The 22053-nt window shown below is 65.8% G+C and carries 23 protein-coding genes; 7 read left to right on the forward strand and 16 right to left on the reverse strand.

What is annotated here, in order from left to right:
- Window positions 1-25 precede the first annotated feature (25 nt).
- Window positions 26-757 (reverse strand): ABC transporter ATP-binding protein, encoded by a 732-nt coding sequence (locus A5784_RS18020; RefSeq protein WP_064946261.1) that lies wholly within the window; start codon window positions 755-757, stop codon window positions 26-28.
- Complete coding sequence (locus A5784_RS18025) at window positions 754-1635, reverse strand: ABC transporter permease (RefSeq protein WP_064946262.1); 882 nt, start codon at window positions 1633-1635, stop codon at window positions 754-756. The genes A5784_RS18020 and A5784_RS18025 overlap by 4 nt, the downstream gene beginning before the upstream one ends.
- A 214-nt stretch (window positions 1636-1849) precedes the next feature.
- Between A5784_RS18025 and A5784_RS18030 the strand changes: the two genes are divergently transcribed.
- Both A5784_RS18030 and A5784_RS18035 read left to right on the forward strand, forming a co-directional pair.
- Window positions 1850-2323 (forward strand): DUF309 domain-containing protein, encoded by a 474-nt coding sequence (locus A5784_RS18030; protein ID WP_064946263.1) that lies wholly within the window; start codon window positions 1850-1852, stop codon window positions 2321-2323.
- A 54-nt stretch (window positions 2324-2377) separates the two neighbouring features.
- Window positions 2378-2962 carry a hypothetical protein gene (locus tag A5784_RS18035; RefSeq protein ID WP_064946264.1) on the forward strand — a complete coding sequence of 195 codons (585 nt, stop codon included), beginning with the start codon at window positions 2378-2380 and terminating at the stop codon, window positions 2960-2962.
- A gap of 55 nt (window positions 2963-3017) precedes the next feature.
- Here A5784_RS18035 and mbp1 read toward each other — a convergent pair whose 3' ends face one another.
- Complete coding sequence (mbp1, locus tag A5784_RS18040; RefSeq protein WP_064946265.1) at window positions 3018-3251, reverse strand: microaggregate-binding protein 1; 234 nt, start codon at window positions 3249-3251, stop codon at window positions 3018-3020.
- Between the two features lie 206 nt (window positions 3252-3457).
- Between mbp1 and A5784_RS18045 the strand changes: the two genes are divergently transcribed.
- Both A5784_RS18045 and A5784_RS18050 read left to right on the forward strand, forming a co-directional pair.
- On the forward strand, window positions 3458-3817 hold the full coding sequence (locus A5784_RS18045; protein ID WP_232006112.1) for a hypothetical protein: 360 nt from the start codon (window positions 3458-3460) through the stop codon (window positions 3815-3817).
- A gap of 365 nt (window positions 3818-4182) precedes the next feature.
- Entirely contained in the window at window positions 4183-4449 is a 267-nt protein-coding gene (locus tag A5784_RS18050) for a hypothetical protein (protein ID WP_064946266.1), read from the forward strand.
- Here the strand turns inward: A5784_RS18050 and A5784_RS18055 are convergent, their stop codons facing one another.
- Window positions 4450-5418 (reverse strand): ATP-grasp domain-containing protein, encoded by a 969-nt coding sequence (locus A5784_RS18055; RefSeq protein ID WP_156750635.1) that lies wholly within the window; start codon window positions 5416-5418, stop codon window positions 4450-4452.
- Between the two features lie 440 nt (window positions 5419-5858).
- Between A5784_RS18055 and phoU the strand changes: the two genes are divergently transcribed.
- Window positions 5859-6506: a phosphate signaling complex protein PhoU gene (phoU, locus tag A5784_RS18060; protein ID WP_064946353.1), complete on the forward strand. Its 648-nt coding sequence runs from the start codon at window positions 5859-5861 to the stop codon at window positions 6504-6506.
- A 68-nt stretch (window positions 6507-6574) separates the two neighbouring features.
- The gene (thiD, locus tag A5784_RS18065; RefSeq protein WP_064946267.1) at window positions 6575-7372 is read left to right on the forward strand and encodes a bifunctional hydroxymethylpyrimidine kinase/phosphomethylpyrimidine kinase; all 798 of its coding nucleotides are present in this window, start codon (window positions 6575-6577) and stop codon (window positions 7370-7372) included.
- Between the two features lie 65 nt (window positions 7373-7437).
- Here the strand turns inward: thiD and A5784_RS18070 are convergent, their stop codons facing one another.
- The 4 genes from A5784_RS18070 to A5784_RS18085 all read right to left on the reverse strand — a co-directional run bounded on the left by A5784_RS18070 (window position 7438) and on the right by A5784_RS18085 (window position 11868).
- The gene (locus A5784_RS18070) at window positions 7438-8946 is read right to left on the reverse strand and encodes a PucR family transcriptional regulator (RefSeq protein WP_064946268.1); all 1509 of its coding nucleotides are present in this window, start codon (window positions 8944-8946) and stop codon (window positions 7438-7440) included.
- Between the two features lie 98 nt (window positions 8947-9044).
- Window positions 9045-10712 carry a biotin carboxylase gene (locus A5784_RS18075; RefSeq protein ID WP_232006114.1) on the reverse strand — a complete coding sequence of 556 codons (1668 nt, stop codon included), beginning with the start codon at window positions 10710-10712 and terminating at the stop codon, window positions 9045-9047.
- 156 nt (window positions 10713-10868) lie between these two features.
- The gene (locus tag A5784_RS18080) at window positions 10869-11450 is read right to left on the reverse strand and encodes an ATPase (protein ID WP_064946269.1); all 582 of its coding nucleotides are present in this window, start codon (window positions 11448-11450) and stop codon (window positions 10869-10871) included.
- 28 nt (window positions 11451-11478) lie between these two features.
- Window positions 11479-11868 (reverse strand): TA system antitoxin ParD family protein, encoded by a 390-nt coding sequence (locus A5784_RS18085; RefSeq protein ID WP_064946270.1) that lies wholly within the window; start codon window positions 11866-11868, stop codon window positions 11479-11481.
- 130 nt (window positions 11869-11998) lie between these two features.
- On the opposite strand from A5784_RS18085, the gene A5784_RS18090 reads away from it, so the two are divergent.
- Window positions 11999-13831: a serine/threonine-protein kinase gene (locus A5784_RS18090; protein ID WP_064946271.1), complete on the forward strand. Its 1833-nt coding sequence runs from the start codon at window positions 11999-12001 to the stop codon at window positions 13829-13831.
- A 25-nt stretch (window positions 13832-13856) separates the two neighbouring features.
- Here A5784_RS18090 and A5784_RS18095 read toward each other — a convergent pair whose 3' ends face one another.
- Genes A5784_RS18095 through A5784_RS18130 form a run of 8 tightly spaced genes read right to left on the reverse strand, consistent with a single transcriptional unit; the run spans window position 13857 to window position 22051 of the window.
- Window positions 13857-15158, reverse strand: coding sequence for a TrpB-like pyridoxal phosphate-dependent enzyme (locus A5784_RS18095; protein WP_064946272.1), 1302 nt, complete (start codon window positions 15156-15158; stop codon window positions 13857-13859).
- A gap of 20 nt (window positions 15159-15178) precedes the next feature.
- Window positions 15179-16717, reverse strand: coding sequence for a nucleobase:cation symporter-2 family protein (locus A5784_RS18100; RefSeq protein ID WP_064946273.1), 1539 nt, complete (start codon window positions 16715-16717; stop codon window positions 15179-15181).
- Between the two features lie 11 nt (window positions 16718-16728).
- The gene (gene pucL / locus A5784_RS18105) at window positions 16729-17610 is read right to left on the reverse strand and encodes a factor-independent urate hydroxylase (RefSeq protein ID WP_064946274.1); all 882 of its coding nucleotides are present in this window, start codon (window positions 17608-17610) and stop codon (window positions 16729-16731) included.
- 50 nt (window positions 17611-17660) lie between these two features.
- Window positions 17661-17990 (reverse strand): hydroxyisourate hydrolase, encoded by a 330-nt coding sequence (gene uraH, locus A5784_RS18110; RefSeq protein ID WP_064946275.1) that lies wholly within the window; start codon window positions 17988-17990, stop codon window positions 17661-17663.
- Window positions 17987-18484, reverse strand: coding sequence for a 2-oxo-4-hydroxy-4-carboxy-5-ureidoimidazoline decarboxylase (gene uraD / locus A5784_RS18115; protein ID WP_197514784.1), 498 nt, complete (start codon window positions 18482-18484; stop codon window positions 17987-17989). The genes uraH and uraD overlap by 4 nt, the downstream gene beginning before the upstream one ends.
- A 6-nt stretch (window positions 18485-18490) precedes the next feature.
- Window positions 18491-19834, reverse strand: a complete 1344-nt coding sequence (gene allB / locus A5784_RS18120) for an allantoinase AllB (RefSeq protein WP_082944921.1) — start codon at window positions 19832-19834, stop codon at window positions 18491-18493.
- A 4-nt stretch (window positions 19835-19838) separates the two neighbouring features.
- Entirely contained in the window at window positions 19839-20906 is a 1068-nt protein-coding gene (gene alc / locus A5784_RS18125) for an allantoicase (RefSeq protein WP_197514785.1), read from the reverse strand.
- Window positions 20907-20914: 8 nt separating this feature from the next.
- The gene (locus A5784_RS18130; protein ID WP_064946277.1) at window positions 20915-22051 is read right to left on the reverse strand and encodes a glycerate kinase; all 1137 of its coding nucleotides are present in this window, start codon (window positions 22049-22051) and stop codon (window positions 20915-20917) included.
- Window positions 22052-22053: the final 2 nt, after the last annotated feature.

Raw genomic sequence — 22053 nt, forward strand, 5'->3', positions numbered from 1 at the left:
CTCCTGGGTGGGGTTGACAGAGGAATCAGGACTTGCTGGCGAGGCCGAGGTCGGCGAGCAGCGCCGAGCGAATCTCCTCGCGGGCGACGCTGGTCTCGCGTTGGGCTGCGGACAACGTCACGCGGTGGGAAGCCCCGATGCGTCCATTGCTCATGACGACGATGCGATCCGCGAGCGCGATCGCCTCGTCGACGTCGTGAGTGACGAGCAGCATCGAGACACTGTGTCTACGGCGCAGCGCACGTACCAGGTCATGCATGCGCAGCCGGGTGATCGCGTCCAGCGACGCGAACGGCTCGTCGAGCAAGACGAGTTCGGGCTCGGCCACCAGCGCACGGGCCAGCGCGACACGCTGCGCCTCGCCGCCGGAGAGTTCCTTCGGCCATGCTCTCTCGCGGCCGGCAAGGTTGACCTCGCTCAGCGCCGTGCGGGCGCGTTCGTCGGCATCGGGCCCGTACAAGCCAAGAGTGACGTTGCGCAACACGCGCTGCCAGGGAAGAAGCCTGTCGGCCTGAAACACCACCGCCCGCCGGGCGGGAACCTCGATTCGTCCGCCGTCGGGCCGGTCGAGACCGGCGAGCAGCCGCAGCAAAGTGCTCTTACCGCAACCGGACGGACCCAGTAGTACGACAAGTTCGTCGTCGTCGATCGTCAGGTCGAGGCGATCGAGGACCACCCGGTCGCCGAACTTTCTCACGACCTGCTCGACGAATACGGCCGTTTCCGCAGGACGCGTCGTCGTTGTCGAGACGCTCATGTCGCCTCATAGCCCGGGCGCCACCGCAACAGCACCCGCTCGAGAATCCGGACGATCTGGTCGGCCAGCAGACCGAGAATGGAGTAAACGACCAAGCCGACGAACACCTTGTTCGTCTGCAGATACGTCTGGGCCTGCGTGATGAGAAAGCCGAGGCCCTCATCGGCGTTCACGGTTTCGGCCGCCACGAGGCCCAGAATGCTGTACGCCAACGAGAATCGCAGTCCGACAAGGAAACCCGGCAGCGCGCCGGGTACCACCACTCGGCTGATCTGCCGCCACTTGCCCGCACCGGTCGTGCGCGCCATCTCGATCAACCGCTGATCCACACCGCGGATAGACGCGAACAGGTTCAGGTACATCGGCACGCCTGCGCCGAATGCGATCAGCAACACCTTGGTCAGCTCGTCGATGCCGAACCAGACAATCATCAGCGGCAGAATCGCCAGCAGCGGCACGGTATTCAGGATTTGCGCGACCCCGTTGAACAAGTTCTCGCCGCTGCGCAGGAAGCCACCGAGCACGCCCGTCACGATGCCGACGCTCAGGCCGATCGCCAGACCTATTGCCGCCCGCTGCAACGAGATTGAAAGATCGGGCCCGAGGACCCCGTCACGGAACAAGGTCACCCCGGTGCTGACGATGTCACTCGGCGCGGGCGCATACGTTGGTTCGAGGATTCCTAGTCGGGCCAATGCTTCCCAGCCGATCAGGATGACCACGGGAGTGGTGTAGATGCCGAGCGGCCAGCTCAGTCGTCGGCCCAGTCGGCGCAGCGCACTTTCGCGCTGATCGCTCCTGGGAACGAAGACATCTCGGCGACGCGTCTGCGCGCGGGCAGGTTCGATACTCGGCGGCGCCAGCGCGGTCTGACTCATGACGTGTTAGCCCCTTCCGCGTCGCACGATCCGTCCCGGGCGACACGTATCCGTCTGTTGAATTGCGCGCAAAGACGATTCACTGTTTGTCGGCAGTCGTCACTATTCCGAACCGTGCGCAGCAGCGGGAGCTATCAAATCGGTGCGATTCTTTTCGTGACTTGTCTACAACCCCATGGGATCGGGAGTGGAGTGCTGTTGTCATGATGGAGGCATGGCAGCCCGCGATCGCGACGAATCCGGCCGACCCCGGAGTGCGCGTCCGCGCGACGCCTTGGGCCGCCCACTTCCGCATGGCGATGCGGGCATCCCCCGCATCCCCGACGACCTTCGTCAGTCCCCGGCGGAGAGCCTCGACCATGCCCAAGAGCTACTGGACCGCGGCTTGGCGTTTCACGCACACGAAGTGCTCGAGGCCGCTTGGAAGAACGGTCCGGCCGACGAGCGGGAGTTCTGGCAGGGTTTGGCCCAACTCGCGGTCGGGATCACGCATGTCCAGCGCGGTAACTACATCGGCGCGTCCAGCCTGCTGCGACGCGCGGCCGACCGACTGTCCGCCGATCGGCAATCGTCGCGTTACTCCGTCGACCGTGCCGGTCTGGTGACGTTCGCCAACGCATTGGCCAACGACCTCGAAGTGGGAGCGGAAGTCGCCGCTGACCGGCTGCAACCGCGGCTGCGGACCTGACAGCTGCGGCGCGCACCGTTAGCTCGTCATAGTGGTCGTGGCACACTGCCAGCTGTGAATCGCTCTCGAAAAGGCCCGAAGATCGCGACCGCGATCTCTGGCGTCTTGCTTGCTGTCGGCATCGCCGGAGCCATCGTCACGGCTCTGCTGAACGCCTTCGTATTCGCCGACGCAGCTGCATACGGTGAGGTGCCCATCCCGGGCACGGCAGAGCTGGAACTACCCGCAGGCGAGGTGGTGATCACCTATCACGCGGTCACCGCTACGACAGGTGCGAGCGTGATCGTGCCCTCCGTGAAACTGCGTTTCGAACCGCCTGCCGGGGTGCCTATCCCGGTAGTGACCGACCACATGGGCGGTACCACGACCTCCAACCGAGACGTGCGGGTACAGATCGCAACAGCGCAAGTCGCCCAGGCCGGTCGCTACCGGATTTCTACGGAGGGTGCCGTCAGCACTAACCAGCGGCCGCGGCTGTCTTTTGGGCACGGCAGCCCGTATGGATCGGCGATCTGGCCCTTCGTCGGACTGATCGTTTTTGCGGCGGTCGTGTTGGCCGTGTCGATCCTGTGGTGGATCAGTGCAGAAAGGCGTAATCGGTCGCTTGCGCCAGGGCCTTTCGAATACCCGGACCGCTAAAGCCGAAAGGCGGGTCCGACCAGTCGAACTGGCCGGACCCGCCGCAGCTGGTTGCTTACTGCTCGGCCTTCTCGCGGGCCTCGTTGACAGCGGCGGCCTTACGCGCAGCTTCCGCTTCGGCTTCCTTCTTCGCTGCATCTCGTTGTGCATCAGCTTTATCCTGTTGAGCCTGGCCTTCGCGGCGCAGGTCGTCACGCCCCGCTACCGAGCCGATGACTTCCTTGGCCTTGCCCTTGACACCTTCCACAACGCCTTCGATGCCTTCCAGCGGTCCGCTCTTGTCCGACATAAGTAACAGCTCCTCTGCATACTCTGTGCGATGCGCCGTTGACGCCGGGCGGCCCTCTGCCGCCGTGACCGCGAAGTACCCCGTGCTCGGACGTGGTTAAACAGGATCCGCCCAAGATGTGAGAGCAGTCACCGAGGTTCGTGCGGTTCAGGCAGGCTTACAGGAGTGCCAGTAGGCCGCAGTGCCGCGGTGGTAGCGTCGCAGCCGTGGGCGGCACAGGGATTGGCAGCGCGCGCTTCACGGTCAAACGGATCGCGCAGCGCGTGGCTTTATTCATTGCGATGAGCGCGATCCCGGCGATGGTCGTGGGCTGCGCAGCCGAATCGCGTCAGCCCGCTGCGCTGGACGATGTGGAGACCACGCTGCCGGTTCCGGCCAACATTCCGCCGTTCCCATTCCCCAGTGACCTACCGCCCGTGCCCTTGCCCAGTGCCGTGCCGAATGTGCAGATGCCCGCCGATGTCCCCACGGTCGAAATGCCGGCCGACGTGCCGCATATCGAGATGCCCGCAGACATCCCCGACGTTCCGCTCCCCTCTGCAATACCCCCGATCACTTTTCCGTAGCTCTCGTGGGGGTGTGGCCAGGGGGCGTTCGCGCCACCACAATGCGGGTCCTTCAGTGGATTTTGACTGCATTACGGGTGAGCTTTTCCGCTACCCGAAAGGGAAGCTCGAATTGCTCGAAAAGGTCGAGAACGGACATATCTGATGGCTCAACAGAGCGGGGTGGATATCGAGAGTTTACGATCGGGACAGGTCGGGAGTGTCGCATGCTTTCCGGCATTGGCGACTAGGGGGTGGGGTTTCGTAAAGTGCTGGTGCCCCTGTTCTTTCGCGCAATGTTCTTCTTTATACGCCGTCACTGACATTGTGCTACCCACATCCACGACGGCAATACCGACGAAACTCTACTTGGAGGTGAGTTTGTCATGAATCCGTCTGATCATGGCCCCGACGAAATGGCCACGTCGCCGGTGATGTTCAATTTCCGGCTGGAGACGCTCTCGGCGCTCGTGCCCAACGAAAAACTTGTCCAGTGGGAGTCGCTGCTGCGCGAACGAATCGGCGCGCAGCGGATGGCCCCACTCCAGGCGTCCGGAGGTTACAGCGGCGGCACGGTCTCCATGTGCGACCTGAACGGCGACGGGTGGATCAACATTGCGACCGAGGGCTGCGACTGCGACTACATGGCATAGCTAGGTCGTCGAGGCCTCGGCTCGTTGCCGGTGCGCCTCACTGGTCAGGAAATCCGCCAATAGCGTGGTCAACGGAATGCCGGCCAGGGCTTCGACAAAAAGAAACTGGCCCTGGGGATTCAACTCCAACCAGACCGGGTCGCCATCTTCGTCGAGTTTCAAGTCGACTATGCCCATCCGTAGACCGAGTCGACGGACCACGTCGCACAGCATGCGCCGAAGTTTCTCTGGCACATCCCAGTTCGCCATCGGCGTGGTGAGATCGACACGCCAATCGAGTCGATCGGAGTCCAGCATCGCCGCATAGACGTTGTCGCCGAACACATGTGCGCGCAGGTGATGTGTGCCCCGGACGAACTGCTGGTAGATCGTCGGGCTGACGCGGATGGAGTCATCGTCGTCGAGCACCTCCGCGGTGACCATGCGGGTGGAGATGGCGCCCAAAGATCTGGAATCGTGCACCAACTTCACCACGACGTCATTTCGGAGTTCGTCGCAGAAATCGCGAACCGCGTTCGGATTGTTGGAAACCAGTGTGCGCGGCACGGTGAAGCCAACATCGCGTGCTGCGCGCAACTGGCACAGCTTGTTGTCTGCCGACTCGGTTGCCTTCGGGTCGCTGACCCAGGCTCCGTGGAAGTCGGTGAGCAGTATGCCGCGCAGCGCCGTCTTCGAGTCATTGCGTACGACGTCTGCTTGCGGTGGCGTCAGGCCGGAGAGGTCGGCACGATCGGGCGCGTTGGCACGACGCCACCAGATGACATCCAAGTTGGCGACGTGCGTCGGCTCTGGCTGTGACGGCACCTGGGAGTCCGCAAAATGGGCTTGCCAGCTGAACTCGCCTGAATTCACCAGCCGATCGACTTCGATGATCGCGCATTCGGTTGCAGGTCGTGATCTCAGCTCATGTGCGACGGCCAGCGCATGGATGTCGTCGGCGACGGTGACTATCGCAGCGTTGACGCTCACGCGGGTACCGTAGCGCGCGACGCGCTCACCCCGCCCCGGCAACGGGAGTTTTCCGGCGACCTGCACAAAAAGCCTGCCCGAGTGGTGGTTCCGCGTCGGATGTTCGACGATTGTGATGTGGATCACACCTCGTGATGGTCGGAAGTCTTGCTGAAACTTTCCGACAATCGGCGCAGTTTCGGCCTATCTTCGCCGATGCCCGATCTGCTATACGGTGCCCCGTCCTCCCGCTGTCTTGCGCGCAGCCGGCGTTGCCGAGAATTGTTGCAGTCCAACAGTATCGAATGTGGGTATCCCGGAATGCGGCTCACGTGCCACGTGATCCGCGCGGGCTGCGCCCCGGTGATCCTGTGGGTTGGCTGGACGCGACCGTGCATCGTCCCGCTCAGCGGGCGCTCGAACGGTGGGCGCCGATCACGCGCCTCATAGGATCCGGCCGTATGCGCAACATCTTTCACGCGCAGCTCGACGCACTGAGCGGCGGGATCGCGGACCTGTGCGATCGCAGCGGGTCGGCGATGAACGACGCCACCTGTGCGTTGTTACAAGCCGACGTGCACGCCGCCGAAGAGGTGATCGAACGGCACCACGACATCACCTACCTGTCAGGGCTGCTCGAAGCGGACGCGCTGACGATTCTCGCCCGTCAAGCGCCGGTGGCCGGGGACCTGCGAGCAGTGGTCAGTGCCCTCAAAGACCTCGCAGACGTGCGGCGGATGGGCGCCTTGGCCACCCACATCGCCCGCATCGGCCGCCTGCGCCATCCCGCAAAGGCAGTGCCCGACGAGGTGGAAGGCTACGTCGCCGAAATGGGCCGTATCGCGGTACAGATCGCCGGGGACACCAAAAGTGTTGTGCTGTCCCGGGATCCCGAACGAGCGGCACAACTCGGTGTCGACGACGAGGCGATGGATGAGTTGCACAGACAGTTGTTCAGCCGGGTGCTGAATCCCGCCTGGACCCACGGAACTGTCACGGCCGTCGACGTGACGCTGCTCAGCCGCTACTTCGAACGCTTCGCCGACCATGCCGTCGACATCGCCAACCGCGTCATCTATCAAGCCACCGGAGCGCGCCGACGCGAATAGCCGCCCAGTGAGGTGGGATTCTGCAGTCTGACGGAACTCGGTTGCAGCGTGGCCGTAGGCTCGACGCCGTGGTTGACCTCGCATACGTCATCGCTGGATCTGAAGCCACCGGCGGCGCCGGCCTGCAGGCAGACCTGCGGACCTTCCAAGAGCTCGGCGCCTACGGCGTGGGCACCGTGACATGCATCGTGTCGTTCGATCCCAAAGCGAATTGGGCACACCGCTTTGTCCCCGTCGAGCCGCACGTCGTCGCCGATCAGATCGAAGCCGCGACGTCCGCGTACGACCTTGACGTCGTCAAGATCGGCATGTTAGGCACCCCCGCCACCATCGACGTCGTCGCGCAGGCCCTCGCGCGTCAGACCTGGCGGCACGTCGTCGTCGATCCCGTCCTCATCTGCAAAGGACAGGAACCCGGTGCTGCCCTCGACACCGACACAGCGCTGCGCAGTCAGATCCTGCCGCTGGCGACCGTGACCACGCCGAACCTGTTCGAGGCGCGCACTCTGGCCGGGATGGACGACATCTCGTCTGTTGACGACCTCGTCGAAGCGGCCCGACGCATCGCCGACCTCGGACCTCGCAACGTGGTCGTCAAAGGCGGCGTGGAATTTCCCGGCGACGACGCCGTCGACGTGTTCTACGACGGCAGCGACGTAGAGATTCTGCGTACGGCCAAAGTGGGGCAGGCTCGGGTGGCCGGAGCCGGCTGTACCCTGGCTGCCGCGATCACCGCGGCGCTCGCGACGGGATCGTCTGTCGGCGACGCAGTGCGACTGGCCAAAGAGTTCACCACCGCGGGCATCGTCAACCGGGTAAGCGGCAACACCCCTTTCGACGCCGTGCGACAGTCCGCGCTGCCCTGACCGGATGGGTGCCATCAGCATGATCGACCGCCTGCCCTACGTTCTCGGGTGATCTCTCGCGCCCGTCAACTCTGGTAGGCCAACAGTGCCAAGAGCAACTCTGCGCGGACCCGGGCGACGTCGAGGTTGCATCCGATCAACTCCTGCACCGCGGTCATACGTTTACGCAAGGTGTGGCGGTGCACGCCGATCACGGATGCTGCTGTCTCCCAATGTCCGTTGGCTTCCAGAAACGCCCGCAACGACACCAGAAGTTCACTGCCGTGCTCGCGGTCGTATGCGCCGAGCGGCGCCAGGAAGGTGTCGGCGACGGTGTTGAGCACTTGACGTGTCGAATCGATCGAGAGCAGCGCCCGGCCGGCGAACGCCGTGAATTCCAGTGGCGGTCCCCCGCATTCGGCCGCCGCAGCGGCAATTTTGGCATGCTCCACCGCCACCTCCAGTCGACCGACCGGGAGCGGCTCGCTGAGGCCGACCCTGGTGAGTTTGCGGGCAGGCACGGCGATATCTGCGGTGACGCGGCGGGCGAACGCGACATCGTGCGTGCCCGGTAACACAGCGATGAGCTGGCGTCCCTGCACCCGTGCGAAGAGCACCGACCCGGTGCGCTCGACCGCCGGTGTGAGTGCGGCGCGCGCCTGCTCGATGGCGGGTGCGGACCCGCAGTCGATGACGAGGGCCCGGATATGCCCGTGCGCATCGGCGACCTGCGCGAGCTGCGCACGTGCCGGGCCGAGATCGTGCTCGCCGCTCAGCAGCAGTCCCAGTGCACTCGCGTTGAGTTCGCGGTGGGCCTCGACCAGGCGAGCGGGTTTCTCGAAGTCCAGTGCGAGTAGTGAATTGGCGTGGCCCAGCAGAATCTGGTCGATCGATGACAGCGGCGCAGCGGTCACCACAGCCAAGGCGCCATAGATCTTGCGGGTCACCTTGATGCGCTGGTATGTGATCGCGGTGCCCGCGACGACGGTGCCTGCCCCGGCCGCCGCCACCACAGCGCGCACTTCGTCGACCAGTTTGGGATCCAAGGACCGCGGATGGGATTCGATGACGTCGCCCGACGGGGAGAGGATGAGTACCTTCGCCGAGAGCACCCTGGCGAGCTCCGCCACCACAGCGGGCGTACCACCACTGACCGCGGCGCGGGTGATTCTCGGCTGAGCGCGCGACGCGCGCAGTACCGCTTCGTAGTGCTGATCGGCGAGCCGTTCGCTCATGCGCTTGACCACAGCCGCGAACGGTGTCTCCAACGGGACTTCCAGCAGCGGAATACCGATCTCGTCGGCGGCGGCGATGAGATCCGGCGGCACCGTCGCATGACTGAGCCCGATGGCGAAACCGACTGCGGAGACCCCACATTCGTTGAGCCCGCGCAGATAGGCCGCCCGCTTCGCCCGAGTCGTCGGCAATCCGAGCCCGGTGGTGAGGACCAGTTCACCGCCGGAAAGCCAGCGGAAAGGTTCGGACAGCTCGGTGGTCAGTGCCAGGGTGACCTCGCGCAACACTCCGGCGCTGCCACCGAGGAGCCGCAGCGACAGATCGGACTGCGCGAGCACCCAGGACACCGGAACGCCCATCGCCGCAGTGTACAGATCGTCGAAGTTGTGCCGATCATTTCGACGAAATGTCTACGGCGAGATGCCGAGCCCCCAGGGGGCCTGGTGAACAGGACCTGTCAGAGCGGCTTGAGACCCGCGGCCGGTTCGATCGTGGCGGGCTCGGCAAGCGGTGTGCCGCGGTACAGGGCTCGCAACGAATCGATAAGGTGCACACCGCGAATCGTGAGTGCAGAACCGCCCTGGGCCAACTCCCGCTGGAGGCGACCCTTGGTGACGAGCACTCCGAGATCTGCGCCCTTCCAGCGGTAGTCACCAGCGCCATAGATGCGCAGGAAGAACGACTCCGACTCATCCTGCAACTGATGCCAGTCCAGTGCCGCACGGCGGAACACCAGGGCTCCGGTGGAGTCGAGGTAGTACTGGCCGGTCGGCGGAGTCGCTTCGAGCAGCTCGACGATGTCGGCCGTCTCCTTGATGATCATCTGGCTCCACACATCGGCGGAAGCCAGTTCCTCCCAGCGTTCGTTGATCTCGTCGACATCGATGTCGAACTCCACGCCCATGTATTCCAGCAGATGGAACAGGAACAGGGGCACATCGGCGTAGGCCCCTGCGGTGACGTTGGTGATCGCCGATGCGCCACTGATCCGCGGGTTGAGTTCGCCGAGATAAACCTCGTCGGTGTCGACGTCCACGAGCACGTCGACCTCGAAGAAGCCGCGGTAGCCTTCCTGGCTCAGCCGATCCCCCAAGCGTCGTACGAGTTCGGTTGCCTTGGCGCGCCGCTCCGGTGACAGCACATCCGGATACATCTCGTTACCGCACCAGCCGCCGCGGTACGGCGTCAGTTCGGCGTAGCCGGTCAGCTCGGTCATGAACGGACCGACAACCGTGCCGCACCGGGTCAGGACGGCCTCGACCGCCACCGGTTGGTTGTTGATGCGGCGCATGACCTTGATGTCCTCGCCGACGATGTGGGCACTGTGCTTGCGCCAATCGGCCTCCGACGAGATGAAGAGGGTGGTCTTGCCGGAGTCGCCGTAGGGCGTCTGTACGACGAGTTCGTCACCGAGACCGGCCTTTTCGGCAGCGGCGGTGAGATCCTCGTAGCTGTCGACCTTGGTCAGCACGTTGGGCACGCTCGGCGCACCTGCCTCGTTGCCCAGCTTGGTGGTCACGATCTTGGAGTCCAGGTGCTCGCGCAGCGCGGCAGGGGGCAGGATCAGGTCGTAGCCCAGCTCGGCGCAGATGGCCTCGGTCTCGGCGTCGAAGAACACCATCGCCACCTTGGGCCGCACTCCCGGCTGCACACCGCGGCTCATGTGGGCGCGCACCTCGGCGTTGCGCAACAGCCAGTTGTTGATCTCCTCGCCGCTGGCGAACTCCTGGTAGGGCTTGTGGATCGGGGTGAACACCCGCGGATGTGCGCCGTCCCAGGCGTCGTAATAGGTGATGTAGGAGAACCTGCGTACCCAGCGGTCGAGGCCGAGCAGGTTGAAGGGTGTCGCGCCGATGAAGTACACCGGGACGTCATTGGTGCGGAAAAAGTGGCGCACCTCCGAAATATTGCGCAGCGGACGGCGTTTCGACGCGGCAGAGGGAGATGACGCGAAGGCCGCGTCGGTGCCGACGCTGACTTCACGCATATCGTCGCCGAGCTTCGGCTTCACCGTCGCCTGCACTGCCTCCTCGACCGCTGCGGGGGCTTTGGCAGCCTTGGTCTTGGCGGCCGTGGTCTTCGCGGCCCGCTTGCGCGGCGTAGCGGTAGGGCGAGGCTCGGTCATAGACGGTTTCTCCTATGCGGTGTCGAATCTGCCTGGACCCAGATCGTCGCAGCAGCATCCAGCGCCGCACAGCTACCGAAATGGCACTCGAAATTCGCGAAACGTATACAAAACGGCACTCAGGCCGGTGCCGGATCCTGAGTCGAACGGATGTGCCTACCGCCTGGGCCACGTCGAAACGAGCACGGCCGGTGTCCATCTCGGCCACGTCGGCGCCCCGACGGCGAAGCCGCCTGCCACCTGGGCCACGATGCGCGGGCCTTTGGTCGTGCTGTTGTCATAGAACGTCGCGGATTGCGAGCGGGCCGCGGCGGTGGCTACCAGCGGCCAAAGCCGTTGGTAGCGCTCACGAATCTTGGCTTCCGGCACATCGTGGCCGCCGGCCTCGACGCGGTGCCGCACGCGCCACACGGCGAGGTCCTCCGGGATCATGACCGCGTGCAACACCACGCCGTATCCCGCCTTGTGCGCATGGTCGATGAGTTCAAGTTTCGACGGGTGCGAGAACACCGTCTCGGCGATGAATGATTCGCCCCGCTCGATGAGTGCGTCCCTGGTTTGCGCGGCGATACGCGCGGCTTCGTAGGAATGCGTGGCCGGGTCGTCGGGCCAGCGCCGCTTGGCGATCTCATCGGCGTTGACGAAGGAACTGTTCGGCAGCAGCGGTGCCAAAGTGAGCTCGATGAAGGTCGTCTTACCCGCGCCGTTGGAGCCGACGACGAGGTCGAGGCGTTTCACCGTACGTCGGCGTGCAGTTCGTCGGCGCTCACTGCTGCGGAACCAGCACGGAGGTGGTTCCGTCGGGGCGGTACTGCACGATGTCGCCGTTGTCGTCGAGCGCGACGGTGGTGACCCCGCGGGCGGCCAGTGCCGCGCCGTAGTCGGCGCGTGCCAGGCTCTCCTCGATGGCCGCCGAGATCTCGGCGTTGAACACAATGCCCTCCTCGGCCGTCAGATCCCGCAAAGGCGTGTCGCCGGCCAGGGCGGCCTCCACCTTGCGGCGTGCGGCGCTCTGCTGGCTGGACACGGCCCGTCCCACCCGTGCCCAGTGATCGAGCTGCTGTTTGGCCGACCGGCTCTGACGGGCACCCTCGGCCGCGGCGCTGTCCATCAGATCAGCGGCGAAACGTGTCACCCGGTCCGCGGTGTCAGTCATGACGGCCTCCTGTGTAGCACTGTGCTACGAGTGTAGCAGTCTGCTACACGAGTGCGGGCTCTGGCGGCGTGGCCAGCGAAAACAACGGCAATTTCGTGTTCGACGGGCCCTCGTTTGTAGGCTCCAACATATGCCGTTCAACTCCGGTGACGTCTTCGCCGGTTACTCCATCCAGCGGCTGCTCGGTGCCGGTGGCATGGGCGAGGTGTATCTCGCCCAGCATCCGAGGCTGCCCCGACTGGACGCGCTCAAGATCCTGTCAACGGACACCACGCGCGACGATGAGTTCCGCGCGCGATTCACCAGAGAGGCCGAGCTGGCTGCGACGTTGTGGCACCCGCACATCGTCGGTGTGCACGACCGCGGCGAGTTCGAAGGCCATCTGTGGATCTCCATGGACTATGTCGAGGGCACAGATGCCCGGCACATGGTCGAGAAGCAGTACCCGTCGGGTATGCCCTACCAAGATGTCGTCGAGATCGTGACCGCGGTCGCCGAAGCCCTCGATTTCGCCCACGAGCGGCGCCTGCTGCACCGTGACGTGAAACCGGCGAACATCCTGGTGACCACGCCCACGGCAAGCGCCCGTCGCCGCGTCCTGCTCACCGATTTCGGCATCGCCCGCGAGGCCGACGACGTCAGCGGTCTCACGGAGACCAACATGGCCATCGGCACTGTCGCGTACGTCGCTCCCGAACAGCTCAGCAGCAAGGCGCTCGACGGCCGCGCGGATCAGTACGCCCTGGCCGCCACCGCGTTCCACCTGCTGACCGGCGCGCCCCTGTTCGACGACGCCAACCGCATCGTCGTGGCCGGAAAACACCTCAACACCCCGCCGCCGCGGCTGTCGGAACGCCGCCCCGACCTTGCCCACCTCGACGCCGCCATGGCCAAGGCGCTGGCCAAGGACCCCGATCAGCGTTACGCGCGGTGTATCGACTTCGCCCGGGCCCTCAACGGGCGTCTGAACGAGGCGACCGCGCCCGAACCGGCACTGGAGCGGGTACCGGCTGATTCGGGTGTGTTCACCGCCGGGCTGGAGAATCCCGGCGATCTCGCCCGCAGTTCCCCGCAGACCCGGCCGCTGGGCGTTCTCACCGTGCTCGGTACGGCCCGCGGGGTGCAGAAACGACCGACCGCCCCCGACGCGGACGAGGAAGTCTGGACGTTCCGCGTGGAGCGGTACGACTCGACGGGGCACGCCCACACCGTTGTGCCGGTCGAACTGCGCGGCAACTCCATCACGGGTGAACTCTCCGACGGCGACGTGGTGGAGGTCAGCGGCTTCTGGGATGACCGGACCCTCTTCGCCGACGCGGTGGTCAATCATTCCGCGGGTACGCGCGGCCGCCGCCGCCGCGACTCCTTCGAGGTGACGCCGGCCAAGAAATCCGTGTTGAAGTCCCGCCCGGCACGTGTTGTCGGACTGCTCGCGGTGATCGCCGTGGTCGTGGCCACGGCGGTGTACTTCGTCACCGGAGGTTTCGGCGTCCCGTCGCAGGGCGGACCGGGGCCGCTCGTCACGCCGCAGCGTGCGACGGTGTTCTCCCCCGGCGGGTCACCCGACCATCCGAACGACGCCGGAAAGGCCATCGACGGCAATCCCGACACGGCGTGGCCCACCGACATTTACCAAGACGCCACGCCGTTCCCCACGTTCAAACAGGGCGTGGGCCTGATGCTGCAACTGGCTGCGCCCACGGCACTGAGTGAAGTGACGCTCGACGTGCCCAGCACCGGGACCGAGGTGCAGATTCGTGCGTCCGACAGCGACGCGCCGAGCAGCCTGTCCGACACGACCGAACTGACCTCGAACGTGTCATTGCGGCCCGGACAAAACACCATTCCGATCGACAACAAGACGAAAACGTCGAATGTGCTGGTCTGGATTTCGAAGCTGGGCACGGTCGGCGGGCAAAGCCGCACCGCCATCTCCGACATCACCTTGAGAGCCGCCGGCTGACCGACACCGCGAGGACGGTGTCGGGTCAGAACTTCTTGTCGAGGAACTCCGCATAGGCGGGCAGGTCGAGTTGACCGTGGCCCGACAATCCGATCACCACCACCTGCTCGGCCGGGTCGTCGGCCACGTGCGCCGCCGCGGCGGCGATCGCGTGAGTCGACTCGGGTGCGGGCACGATGCCCTGAGACCGCGCGAACTGGACACCCGCGGAGAACGCGTCATGCTGCGCGACGGCGACGCCCTCGACCAGCCCGAGTTCGACGGTGTGACTGAGAGCAGGCGCCATCCCGTGATAGCGCAGCCCGCCCGCATGGATGGGGTCGGGCACGAAATCCATGCCCAGCGTGTGCATCTTCAGCAGGGGCGTCAGACCCGCCACGTCGCCATGGTCGTAGCGGTACTCCCCCTGCGTGATCGACGGGCACGCGACGGGTTCGGCGGCCACCACGCGCGGGTTGGACCGCCCATGGATCTTCTCGCGCAGGAACGGGAACGCCAGCCCGGCGAGGTTGGAACCGCCGCCGGCGCAGCCGAACACCACATCGGCGCCGTTCGGCTCCACCGCGGCGAGCTGTGCGACGGCCTCTTGGCCGATGACGCTCTGATGGAGCACGACGTGGTTCAACACACTGCCCAGCGCATACCGGGTGTCGGGGTCACCGGCCGCGACCTCGACCGCCTCGCTCACGGCCATGCCGAGGCTGCCTGTGGTGTTCGGGTTCCGGGCCAGGATGGCGCGTCCCGACTCGGTGAGCTCTGACGGACTCGGGTGGACGGTGCCTCCGTACGTCCGGATCAGGTGACCGCGGTACGGCTTCGAATCGTAGGACGCCCGGACCTGCCATACCTCGATCTCGAGGCCGAACTGTGCCCCCGCGAACGCGAGCGCACTGCCCCACTGGCCTGCGCCGGTCTCGGTGGTCAGCTTCCTGACTCCGTCGATGCTGTTGTAATACGCCTGTGCCACAGCCGAATTGGTCTTGTGGCTACCGACGGGGCTGACGCCCTCGTACTTGACGTAGATGTGGGCGCCGGTGTTGAGCGCTTCCTCGAACCGCCGGGCCCGGATCAACGGCGACGGTCGCCACATCGAGTAGATCTCGCGCACCACCTCGGGGATGGCGATGTACGCCTCGGTCGACACCTCCTGGGCGATCAATCCGCTCGGGAAGAGCGCCGCGAGATCGTCCGGGCCGACGGGATCCTTGGTGGCGGGGTGCAGGTGCGGCGGGATGGGCTGATCGAGTTCGGCGGCCAGGTTGTACCAGTGCGTCGGCACCCCGACAGCGACCAGATCCGGATGGGCGGCGTCGGCGTGCAGCGTCATGGGGACACTGTAACGATCGCTCAGTGATCGCCCGAGCCCGCACAGATCGGGACATCGACCAGTTGTCCGTCGCTCTGCTTGACCCGCAGCGGTTTACCGTCCGCGTCGACGATGCGGCCGCCTTCGATATGGTCGCCTTCGCGGAGCTTGCTGTAGGCCGCGACCTCGTCGAAGGCGATGAAGCGGTCTGCCGCGGCGAACACCGATGACCCCGGCTTCTGGCGCGCGAATCGGATGTGATTGAAGAACAGGTTGAGCAGCACCGCAGCGATGGCCGCCGAGCTGATTCCGGAGTGGAAGATGGTCTGGAACCAGGCCGGGAAGTGTTCCCAGAAGTTCGGTGCGGCAATGGGAATCATGCCCATGCCCACCGAGGTCGCGACGATGACCAGATTCATGTTGCCCTGGTAGTTCACCCTGGCCAGCGTCCGGATACCGGATGCGGCCACGGTGCCGAACAAGACGAGACCGGCTCCGCCGAGCACCGGGTACGGCACAGCGGCGACGCCGCGGCCGAGTACCGGCAGCAGACCGAGGATGACCAGGATGGCCCCGCCCGCGGTGACCACGAAGCGGCTCTTGACCCCGGTGATGGCGACGAGGCCGACGTTCTGGGCGAACGCGCTCTGGACGAAGCCATTGAAGATCGGCGATACCAACGAGGCGCCCATGTCCGCCCGCAGTCCGTTGCCGATCCGGCGGCGGTCGACGCGGGTCTTCACGATCTCCCCGACCGCCAGGATGTCGGCCGTGGTCTCGGTGAGGATGACGAGCACCACGATGGTCATCGACAGGACGCCTGCGACGGTGAACACGGGTGCGCCGAAGAAGAACGGCTCAGGAAACGCGACGATGGGACCGTCTGCCACCTTGGAGAAGTCGGCCTTGCCGAGGACGGTGGCAACAGCGGTGCCGATGATGATCGCGAACAGAATCGAAAGCCGGGAAATGGCAGGCACATTCGACCGACTGAGGATGATCACCACCAGCAGGGTGAAGCCCGCGAGCATGATGTTCTCGATCGAGCCGAAGGTCGGCAGCTTGGCGTTGTTGCCCATCGCCCAGTTGGCTGCCACCGGCATCAGGCTCAGCCCGATGGTGGTGATGACGGTGCCCGTGACGACCGGTGGGAAGAACCTGATGATGCGGGCGAAGAACGGCGTGATCACCAAACCGATTGCGGCCGAGGCCATCACCGAACCGAACGCTGCGGGCAGTCCCCCGCCCTGCGTCACGATGGCCACCAGAGTTGCCACGCTGGCAAATGAGGTGCCTTGCACCAGAGGCAATTGGGAGCCGAACCACGGAATGCCCACCGACTGCAGAATGGTCGCCAGGCCGCCGATGAACAGGCAGCTGGCCACCAGTACGCCCAGTTGCGCAGGCGGCACTCCCGCCGCGCCGCCGATGATCAGCGGCGGCGCGATGATGCCGCCGTACATCGTGAGCACGTGCTGGGCGCCGTAGGCGAATGATCGCCCGATCCCGAGGCGCTCGTCCTCGGGGCGCTGGACTTCTTCGGCGCCGTCGTCGACCGTCCGATTGCGGTGCAGTTTCATGGTCACATTCCTCAGCAGAACCCGGCGATCCCCACCCAGGCGGCGTCGGCCGAAGGGGCTCCGGCGCGGGCGACGGTGGCCTCGATGAGGCCGTAGGGACGGTCGGCGGCGAAGAACACCTCGTTCGGGTTGTCCAGGCCGCAGAAGGACAGGTCGGCGACGAAGTGGTGCTTGTTGGGGCACGAGAACTTGATCTCGTCGATCTCGGGATGCGCGCCGATCACTGCCTCACCCATCTGATACAGGGTGTGCTGCAGGGCTTTTGAGTATCCCTGCGTGAACGTGTCCAGCATGATCGAGCGCACGTCCTCGTAGACCGCGTTGAAGTCGAGATCGGTGGTGTTGTACCGCCAGCGGGTGGCGATATCGGTGGCGAGGATGCGATCGGTGGTCTCGGCCAGCGTCGTGTACTTGTCCTTGGGATATCCGACGAAGCCGGATTCCGTGGATTTCAGCACCGTCAGGCCGTAGAAGCCGGTGATCATGGTGTCGGTGTCGCCGTCGCGGACCAGCACCGCGGTACGGGTCTCGGGCCCACTGCGGTAGAAGGAGTGGTCGTGGTCGTTGATCCGGCTCCACCGGTACTGTTCGGCCGCCCAGCGCCCGCCGGTGACCCAGTCGAATTCGCCGGTGAAATGATCAGCCAGCCGCAGCAGTAACGCCTCGGGAGAACCGATGCCGTCCTTGGCGAACGCGAAGATCGTGTTCTTCTGGGTATCGGTGGGCACCACGTGGGAGTTGTCGCCCTCGGTGTGTGCCGCCTCGAAGTCGCCACGCAACTGGGACGTGACGTTGAGATCCTCGATCTCGTGCCGCGCGGTGTCGCGCGTGATGCGGACGACCCGGTTCTCGGCTTTTCCGTACTGGTTGGCGGTGAGCACAACGTCGCTCATGTCGATCGCTCCTAGAGGTTGTGGATTCTGGTGGGAGGCTTGGCGGGTGGTCAGCTGCCGCGATAGGTCGAGTACGCAAAGGGGCTGAGCAGCAGCGGCACGTGGTAGTGCGCCTGATCGGCGCTGACGCTGAACGTGATAGAGACCTGCGGATAGAACGTGTCCTGGCCGCGGCGGGCAAAGTAGTCGCCGGTGCCGAAGTCGATCCGATAGTGACCGGGCTCGAGGTGGTCGGGCCCGAGATCGGCGATCCGGCCGTCGTCATCGGTGATCCCGGAGGCGATCTGCTCGTCGGTGGGAACGGCACGCAGCGTGACGGCGACGCCGGCGGCAGGGCGCCCCGCGGTGGCGTCGAGCACGTGGGTGGTGATGTAGCTCATGACAACACTCCCTGCAGGCGAAGCACCGCGATCTGCCGAAGCTCATCGGCCATGATCGACCTCTCCGTCGCGGCGTCGTTGGTGAGACGTTCTTCGAGCGCCGCGAGGATCTCCTCGCTGCTGCGGCCGGCCGCGCGGATCAAGAACACGTGGCCGAACCGCTTCTCGTACGCGCGATTTCCCCCGAGCAGCCGGCGCTGCACGTCGGCGTCCGAGGAGACGCCGGACTGTTCGGCACGCGAAAAGTCGGCCTCTGCCGTGGCACCTGATGCGCGTTCACCGATCCGCGGATGATGGCTCAGCGCGGTCGTCAGCTCGTCGTCGGTGAACGGGTCGGCGGCCGACCGAGCGACGGCCACCGCCGCATCGACGTCCGGGTACGGCCGTCCGGCGACGATGGCGTCCACCCAGCGGTCCACGTCGAGGCAGGGCCGCACGGCAGCCGCGGCGTCCGCCGGGCCTGCATCGTTGAAGTCGGTCAGTGACATCGTCATCGTCGGCTACGCCATCCCCCGGCTCAGCAGCCGCCCACGAGGCTCCTCGTCGAGATCGATCCGCTTGCCGGCCAGCCAGGTGCTGCGCACCACGCCGGCGAGCGCTCGCTGGTCGTAGGCGGACACGGGGTTCTTGTGCTGGAGCGCTTTCGCGTCGACCACGAAGGCGTCGTCCGGCGCGAAGACGGCGAAGTCGGCGGCGTAACCAAGGGCGATGTGGCCCTTGGTGTTCAGGCCGACCTGCTTGGCGGGATTCTCGGCCATCCACCGGACTACATCGTTGAGGCTGTAGCCGCGGCGTTTGGCCTCCGACCACACCGCGGACAGCGATACCTGCAACGAGGCGATCCCGCCCCAGGCGACCCCGAAGTCACCGATGTCGAACCGCTTGAGATCCGCGGTGCACGGGGAATGGTCGGTCACGATGCAATCGATGACGCCATCGACGAGCCCCTGCCACAACAGTTCCCGGTTACCCGCTTCCCGAATCGGTGGGCAGCACTTGAACTGCGTGGCGCCCGCCGGAATCTCCTCGGAGACGAACGACAGGTAGTGCGGGCAGGTTTCCGCGGTGAGCTTGACGCCGTCGCGGCGAGCCGAGGCGATCATCGGCAGGGCATCGGAACTGGACAGGTGCAGGATGTGGACCCGGCAGCCGGTCCACCGCGACAGCTCGATGACCTCAGCGATCGCCAGGTTCTCCGCGCCGCGCGGTCGCGACGACAAGAAATCGGCGTAGTTGTCACCACCCGGCGAGGCCGCGCGGTCGATGGCGTGTGCATCTTCGGCGTGCACGATCATCAAGGCGCCGAACGAGGCGATTTCCTTGAGCGCCAACTCAAGTCCGTCGGGATCCAACGGCGGGAACTCGTCGACGCCCGAGTGCAGCAGAAAGCACTTGAAGCCGAACACTCCCGCGTCGTGCAGGGCCCGCAGGTCCGGCACATTGCCGGGCACGGCCCCGCCCCAGAAGCCCACGTCGACGTACGCCTGGTCCGCCGCTACACGTCGCTTGACCTGTAGCGCTTCGACATTCACCGTCGGTGGGATGCTGTTGAGCGGCATGTCCACGATCGTGGTGATGCCGCCTGCCGCGGCTGCGCGCGTAGCGCTGGCGAACCCCTCCCACTCGGTGCGCCCGGGTTCGTTGACGTGCACATGAGTGTCGACCAGCCCGGGGATGAGCACCTCGTCGGTACCAAGCTCGACGATTTGGTCGGCGTCGAGGTCGGCATCGAAGGGCTCGATGGTGACGATGCGACCGTCGCGCACGCCGACGCACCGCGCCACCTCGCCGGCTGCCGTGATCACGCGCGGCGCCCGGAAAACCAGGTCCAGCTTGTCGGACATCGGATTACCTTCCCTGAGCAGTCGGAGCCTGATCGGCGACAAGAGCCTGGTGGCCGGCCGGCAGGGCGTCCCACCACGTGCGGCGCGCATCAGAGCTCGCCTGCTCATCGAGTTCGCCGAACAGCCGCAGCCGGGACAGCCCACCGTCGGGGTATACGTCGAGCCGCAGATGGGTCACCGAGGCGGCGCCGTCCAGCAGGAAACGGTGCCGCGTATCCGGTTGCACGGCGGTGCGCGCCAACAGTTCGGTCCACGCGTCGGCAGCACCGATATCGGCCGACCGCGCGTCGATCCCGCTCAGCCGCACCCAGCCGGGGGCGTTGCCGACGTAGTAGCTGGTGTCGATCTCGACGTGGCGGGGACGCCCGGCTGCCGCCAGAGCGAACACCGCGTAATCGTTGCCACCGCCACGGCGGCGCGAGTTCTCCCAGCCCTCACCCATGTTGCGGGCCCGGCCGGGCAGGATGATGTTTGCCGGCGAGGCATAGAACGCATCGGAGCAATCCACCAGCCGCCCACCGTTTTCCGCGGCCAGCAGGTCGACGGTCCCGTCGAGGAACCTCGGATCCGGCACCACCTCGCCGTGCACGCGCAGCCGCGCCACGCCACCGTCGGGATAGATCGACAGCCGTACATGGGTCCAGCGGTGGCGGTCGGTCACCTCGTAGGCGTTGGGCGTATCGCCCTGCGCGGGGGATTTCGCGACGATGGTCTGCCAATCCGCCTTCATGACTTCCTCGATCGAAGGGTAGCCCTCGATGGAGGCGGCTTCGACCGAGATGAACGGCGGGTAGTTGCCCTTGAAATACGCTGTGTCGACGATGATTCCGTGGATAATGCCAGCCGTGCCGAGCCGAACGATCGCGTAGTCGTGGCCATCGTCGCGGCGGCGCCGGGTCTCCCAGCCGTCATAGACCTTGCCTTTGTGCCCGAACTCGTGCGGGTCGAAGAACGGCGCGCCCGGCTTGATCAGATTCTCGCGCTGCGCGAACAGTTCATCGTTGGCCGCTGACACGCTGCCTCCGAGTGCGCGCGAGGCGAGATCGGGTAGCGCGGTGAAATCGGTGCTCATGATTCTCCTTATCGGCTGGTGGTGACGAACTCGGCGGATTCCGCGATGGTGCGCCCGATCCGGCGCAACAGGTCTGCCGCGTTCACCATGCAGGTATGGGTGTCGGGCTCGAGCTCGGCGAGCGTGTATGCCCTGGCAATTCCGGCGTCGCGCAACTGAACATCGCGCAATGAGCTACGGCCGGCGACCGCGATGACGGGCACGCCGGCCTCGCGGGCTGCGGCGGCCACTCCAACAGGAGCCTTGCCGTGCAGGCTCTGTGCGTCCAGTGATCCCTCACCCGTGATGACGATATCCGTCTCGGCGAGCTTGCGCCGGAAGTCGATGAGGTTGAGCACGGTTTCGATTCCGGGCCGGGTGGCGGCGCCCAGGACCGACATTGCTGCGAACGCGGTGCCGCCTGCGGCTCCCGCCCCAGGCACCCGGCTGTCGTCCCGGCCGGTCGCGACGTGCAGCAGCTGAGCCCACCGGGTCATCGCCTCTTCCAAGATCACCAGATGCACTGCCGTCGCGCCTTTCTGCGGTGCGTACACCGCCGTCGCACCGCGCGGGCCGAGCAGCGGATTGTCGACATCGCACGCGAGCTGGAAATGTGCTGCGCGGGCCGCCGGATGCAGGGCGGCGATGTCGATGCGCACGGCCTGCCGCAGCGCGGCGCCGCCGGGGCCTACCTCGTTGTCGTCGGCGTCGAGGATCCGCACCCCGAGGGCTTGCAGCATCCCGGCGCCCCCGTCGGTCGACGCGCTGCCACCGACACCGACGATGATCTCGCGCGCACCCCCGTCGAGTGCGTGCCCGATCACGGTGCCGAGTCCGAATGTGCTGGCACCCAGCGGGTTCAGCTCGCCTGCAGCAAGGGACACCAGGCCAACTGCCGAGGCCAGTTCGACCACGGCGGTCGGGCCGCGTCGGGCGTAGAGAGCCGTGACAGGGCGACCAGTCGGACCGGTGGTGGCCACCGGGACCGGCGTCCAACCGGCGGCGACAGCGGCAGCAACGGTGCCGTCACCCCCATCGGCGACCGGTGCCGTGGTGACCGGCCAGGACGGGTCCCCTGCGGTGATCCCGTCGGCGAGTGCGTCTGCCACCTCCGCCGCGGTCAGTGAGCCCTTGAACTTGTCGGGCGCGACGAGTACGCGTGCCACGA

The organism is Mycobacterium sp. 852013-50091_SCH5140682, from assembly GCF_001665685.1.
Lineage (GTDB): Bacteria > Actinomycetota > Actinomycetes > Mycobacteriales > Mycobacteriaceae > Mycobacterium.

What these genes read in the sequence shown, in the direction of transcription:
- alc (WP_197514785.1), bottom strand. Translation starts at nt 20,906, where the DNA reads ATGAGCACCGATTTCACCGCGCTACCCGATCTCGCCTCGCGCGCACTC.
- uraD (WP_197514784.1), bottom strand. Translation starts at nt 18,484, where the DNA reads ATGACGATGTCACTGACCGACTTCAACGATGCAGGCCCGGCGGACGCC.
- allB (WP_082944921.1), bottom strand. Translation starts at nt 19,834, where the DNA reads ATGTCCGACAAGCTGGACCTGGTTTTCCGGGCGCCGCGCGTGATCACG.
- A5784_RS18090 (WP_064946271.1), top strand. Translation starts at nt 11,999, where the DNA reads ATGCCGTTCAACTCCGGTGACGTCTTCGCCGGTTACTCCATCCAGCGG.
- A5784_RS18025 (WP_064946262.1), bottom strand. Translation starts at nt 1,635, where the DNA reads ATGAGTCAGACCGCGCTGGCGCCGCCGAGTATCGAACCTGCCCGCGCG.
- A5784_RS18085 (WP_064946270.1), bottom strand. Translation starts at nt 11,868, where the DNA reads ATGACTGACACCGCGGACCGGGTGACACGTTTCGCCGCTGATCTGATG.
- uraH (WP_064946275.1), bottom strand. Translation starts at nt 17,990, where the DNA reads ATGAGCTACATCACCACCCACGTGCTCGACGCCACCGCGGGGCGCCCT.
- phoU (WP_064946353.1), top strand. Translation starts at nt 5,859, where the DNA reads ATGCGCAACATCTTTCACGCGCAGCTCGACGCACTGAGCGGCGGGATC.
- A5784_RS18050 (WP_064946266.1), top strand. Translation starts at nt 4,183, where the DNA reads ATGAATCCGTCTGATCATGGCCCCGACGAAATGGCCACGTCGCCGGTG.
- A5784_RS18070 (WP_064946268.1), bottom strand. Translation starts at nt 8,946, where the DNA reads ATGGGCGTTCCGGTGTCCTGGGTGCTCGCGCAGTCCGATCTGTCGCTG.
- A5784_RS18075 (WP_232006114.1), bottom strand. Translation starts at nt 10,712, where the DNA reads ATGACCGAGCCTCGCCCTACCGCTACGCCGCGCAAGCGGGCCGCGAAG.
- A5784_RS18095 (WP_064946272.1), bottom strand. Translation starts at nt 15,158, where the DNA reads ATGACGCTGCACGCCGACGCCGCCCATCCGGATCTGGTCGCTGTCGGG.
- A5784_RS18030 (WP_064946263.1), top strand. Translation starts at nt 1,850, where the DNA reads ATGGCAGCCCGCGATCGCGACGAATCCGGCCGACCCCGGAGTGCGCGT.
- A5784_RS18100 (WP_064946273.1), bottom strand. Translation starts at nt 16,717, where the DNA reads ATGAAACTGCACCGCAATCGGACGGTCGACGACGGCGCCGAAGAAGTC.
- A5784_RS18020 (WP_064946261.1), bottom strand. Translation starts at nt 757, where the DNA reads ATGAGCGTCTCGACAACGACGACGCGTCCTGCGGAAACGGCCGTATTC.
- pucL (WP_064946274.1), bottom strand. Translation starts at nt 17,610, where the DNA reads ATGAGCGACGTTGTGCTCACCGCCAACCAGTACGGAAAAGCCGAGAAC.
- mbp1 (WP_064946265.1), bottom strand. Translation starts at nt 3,251, where the DNA reads ATGTCGGACAAGAGCGGACCGCTGGAAGGCATCGAAGGCGTTGTGGAA.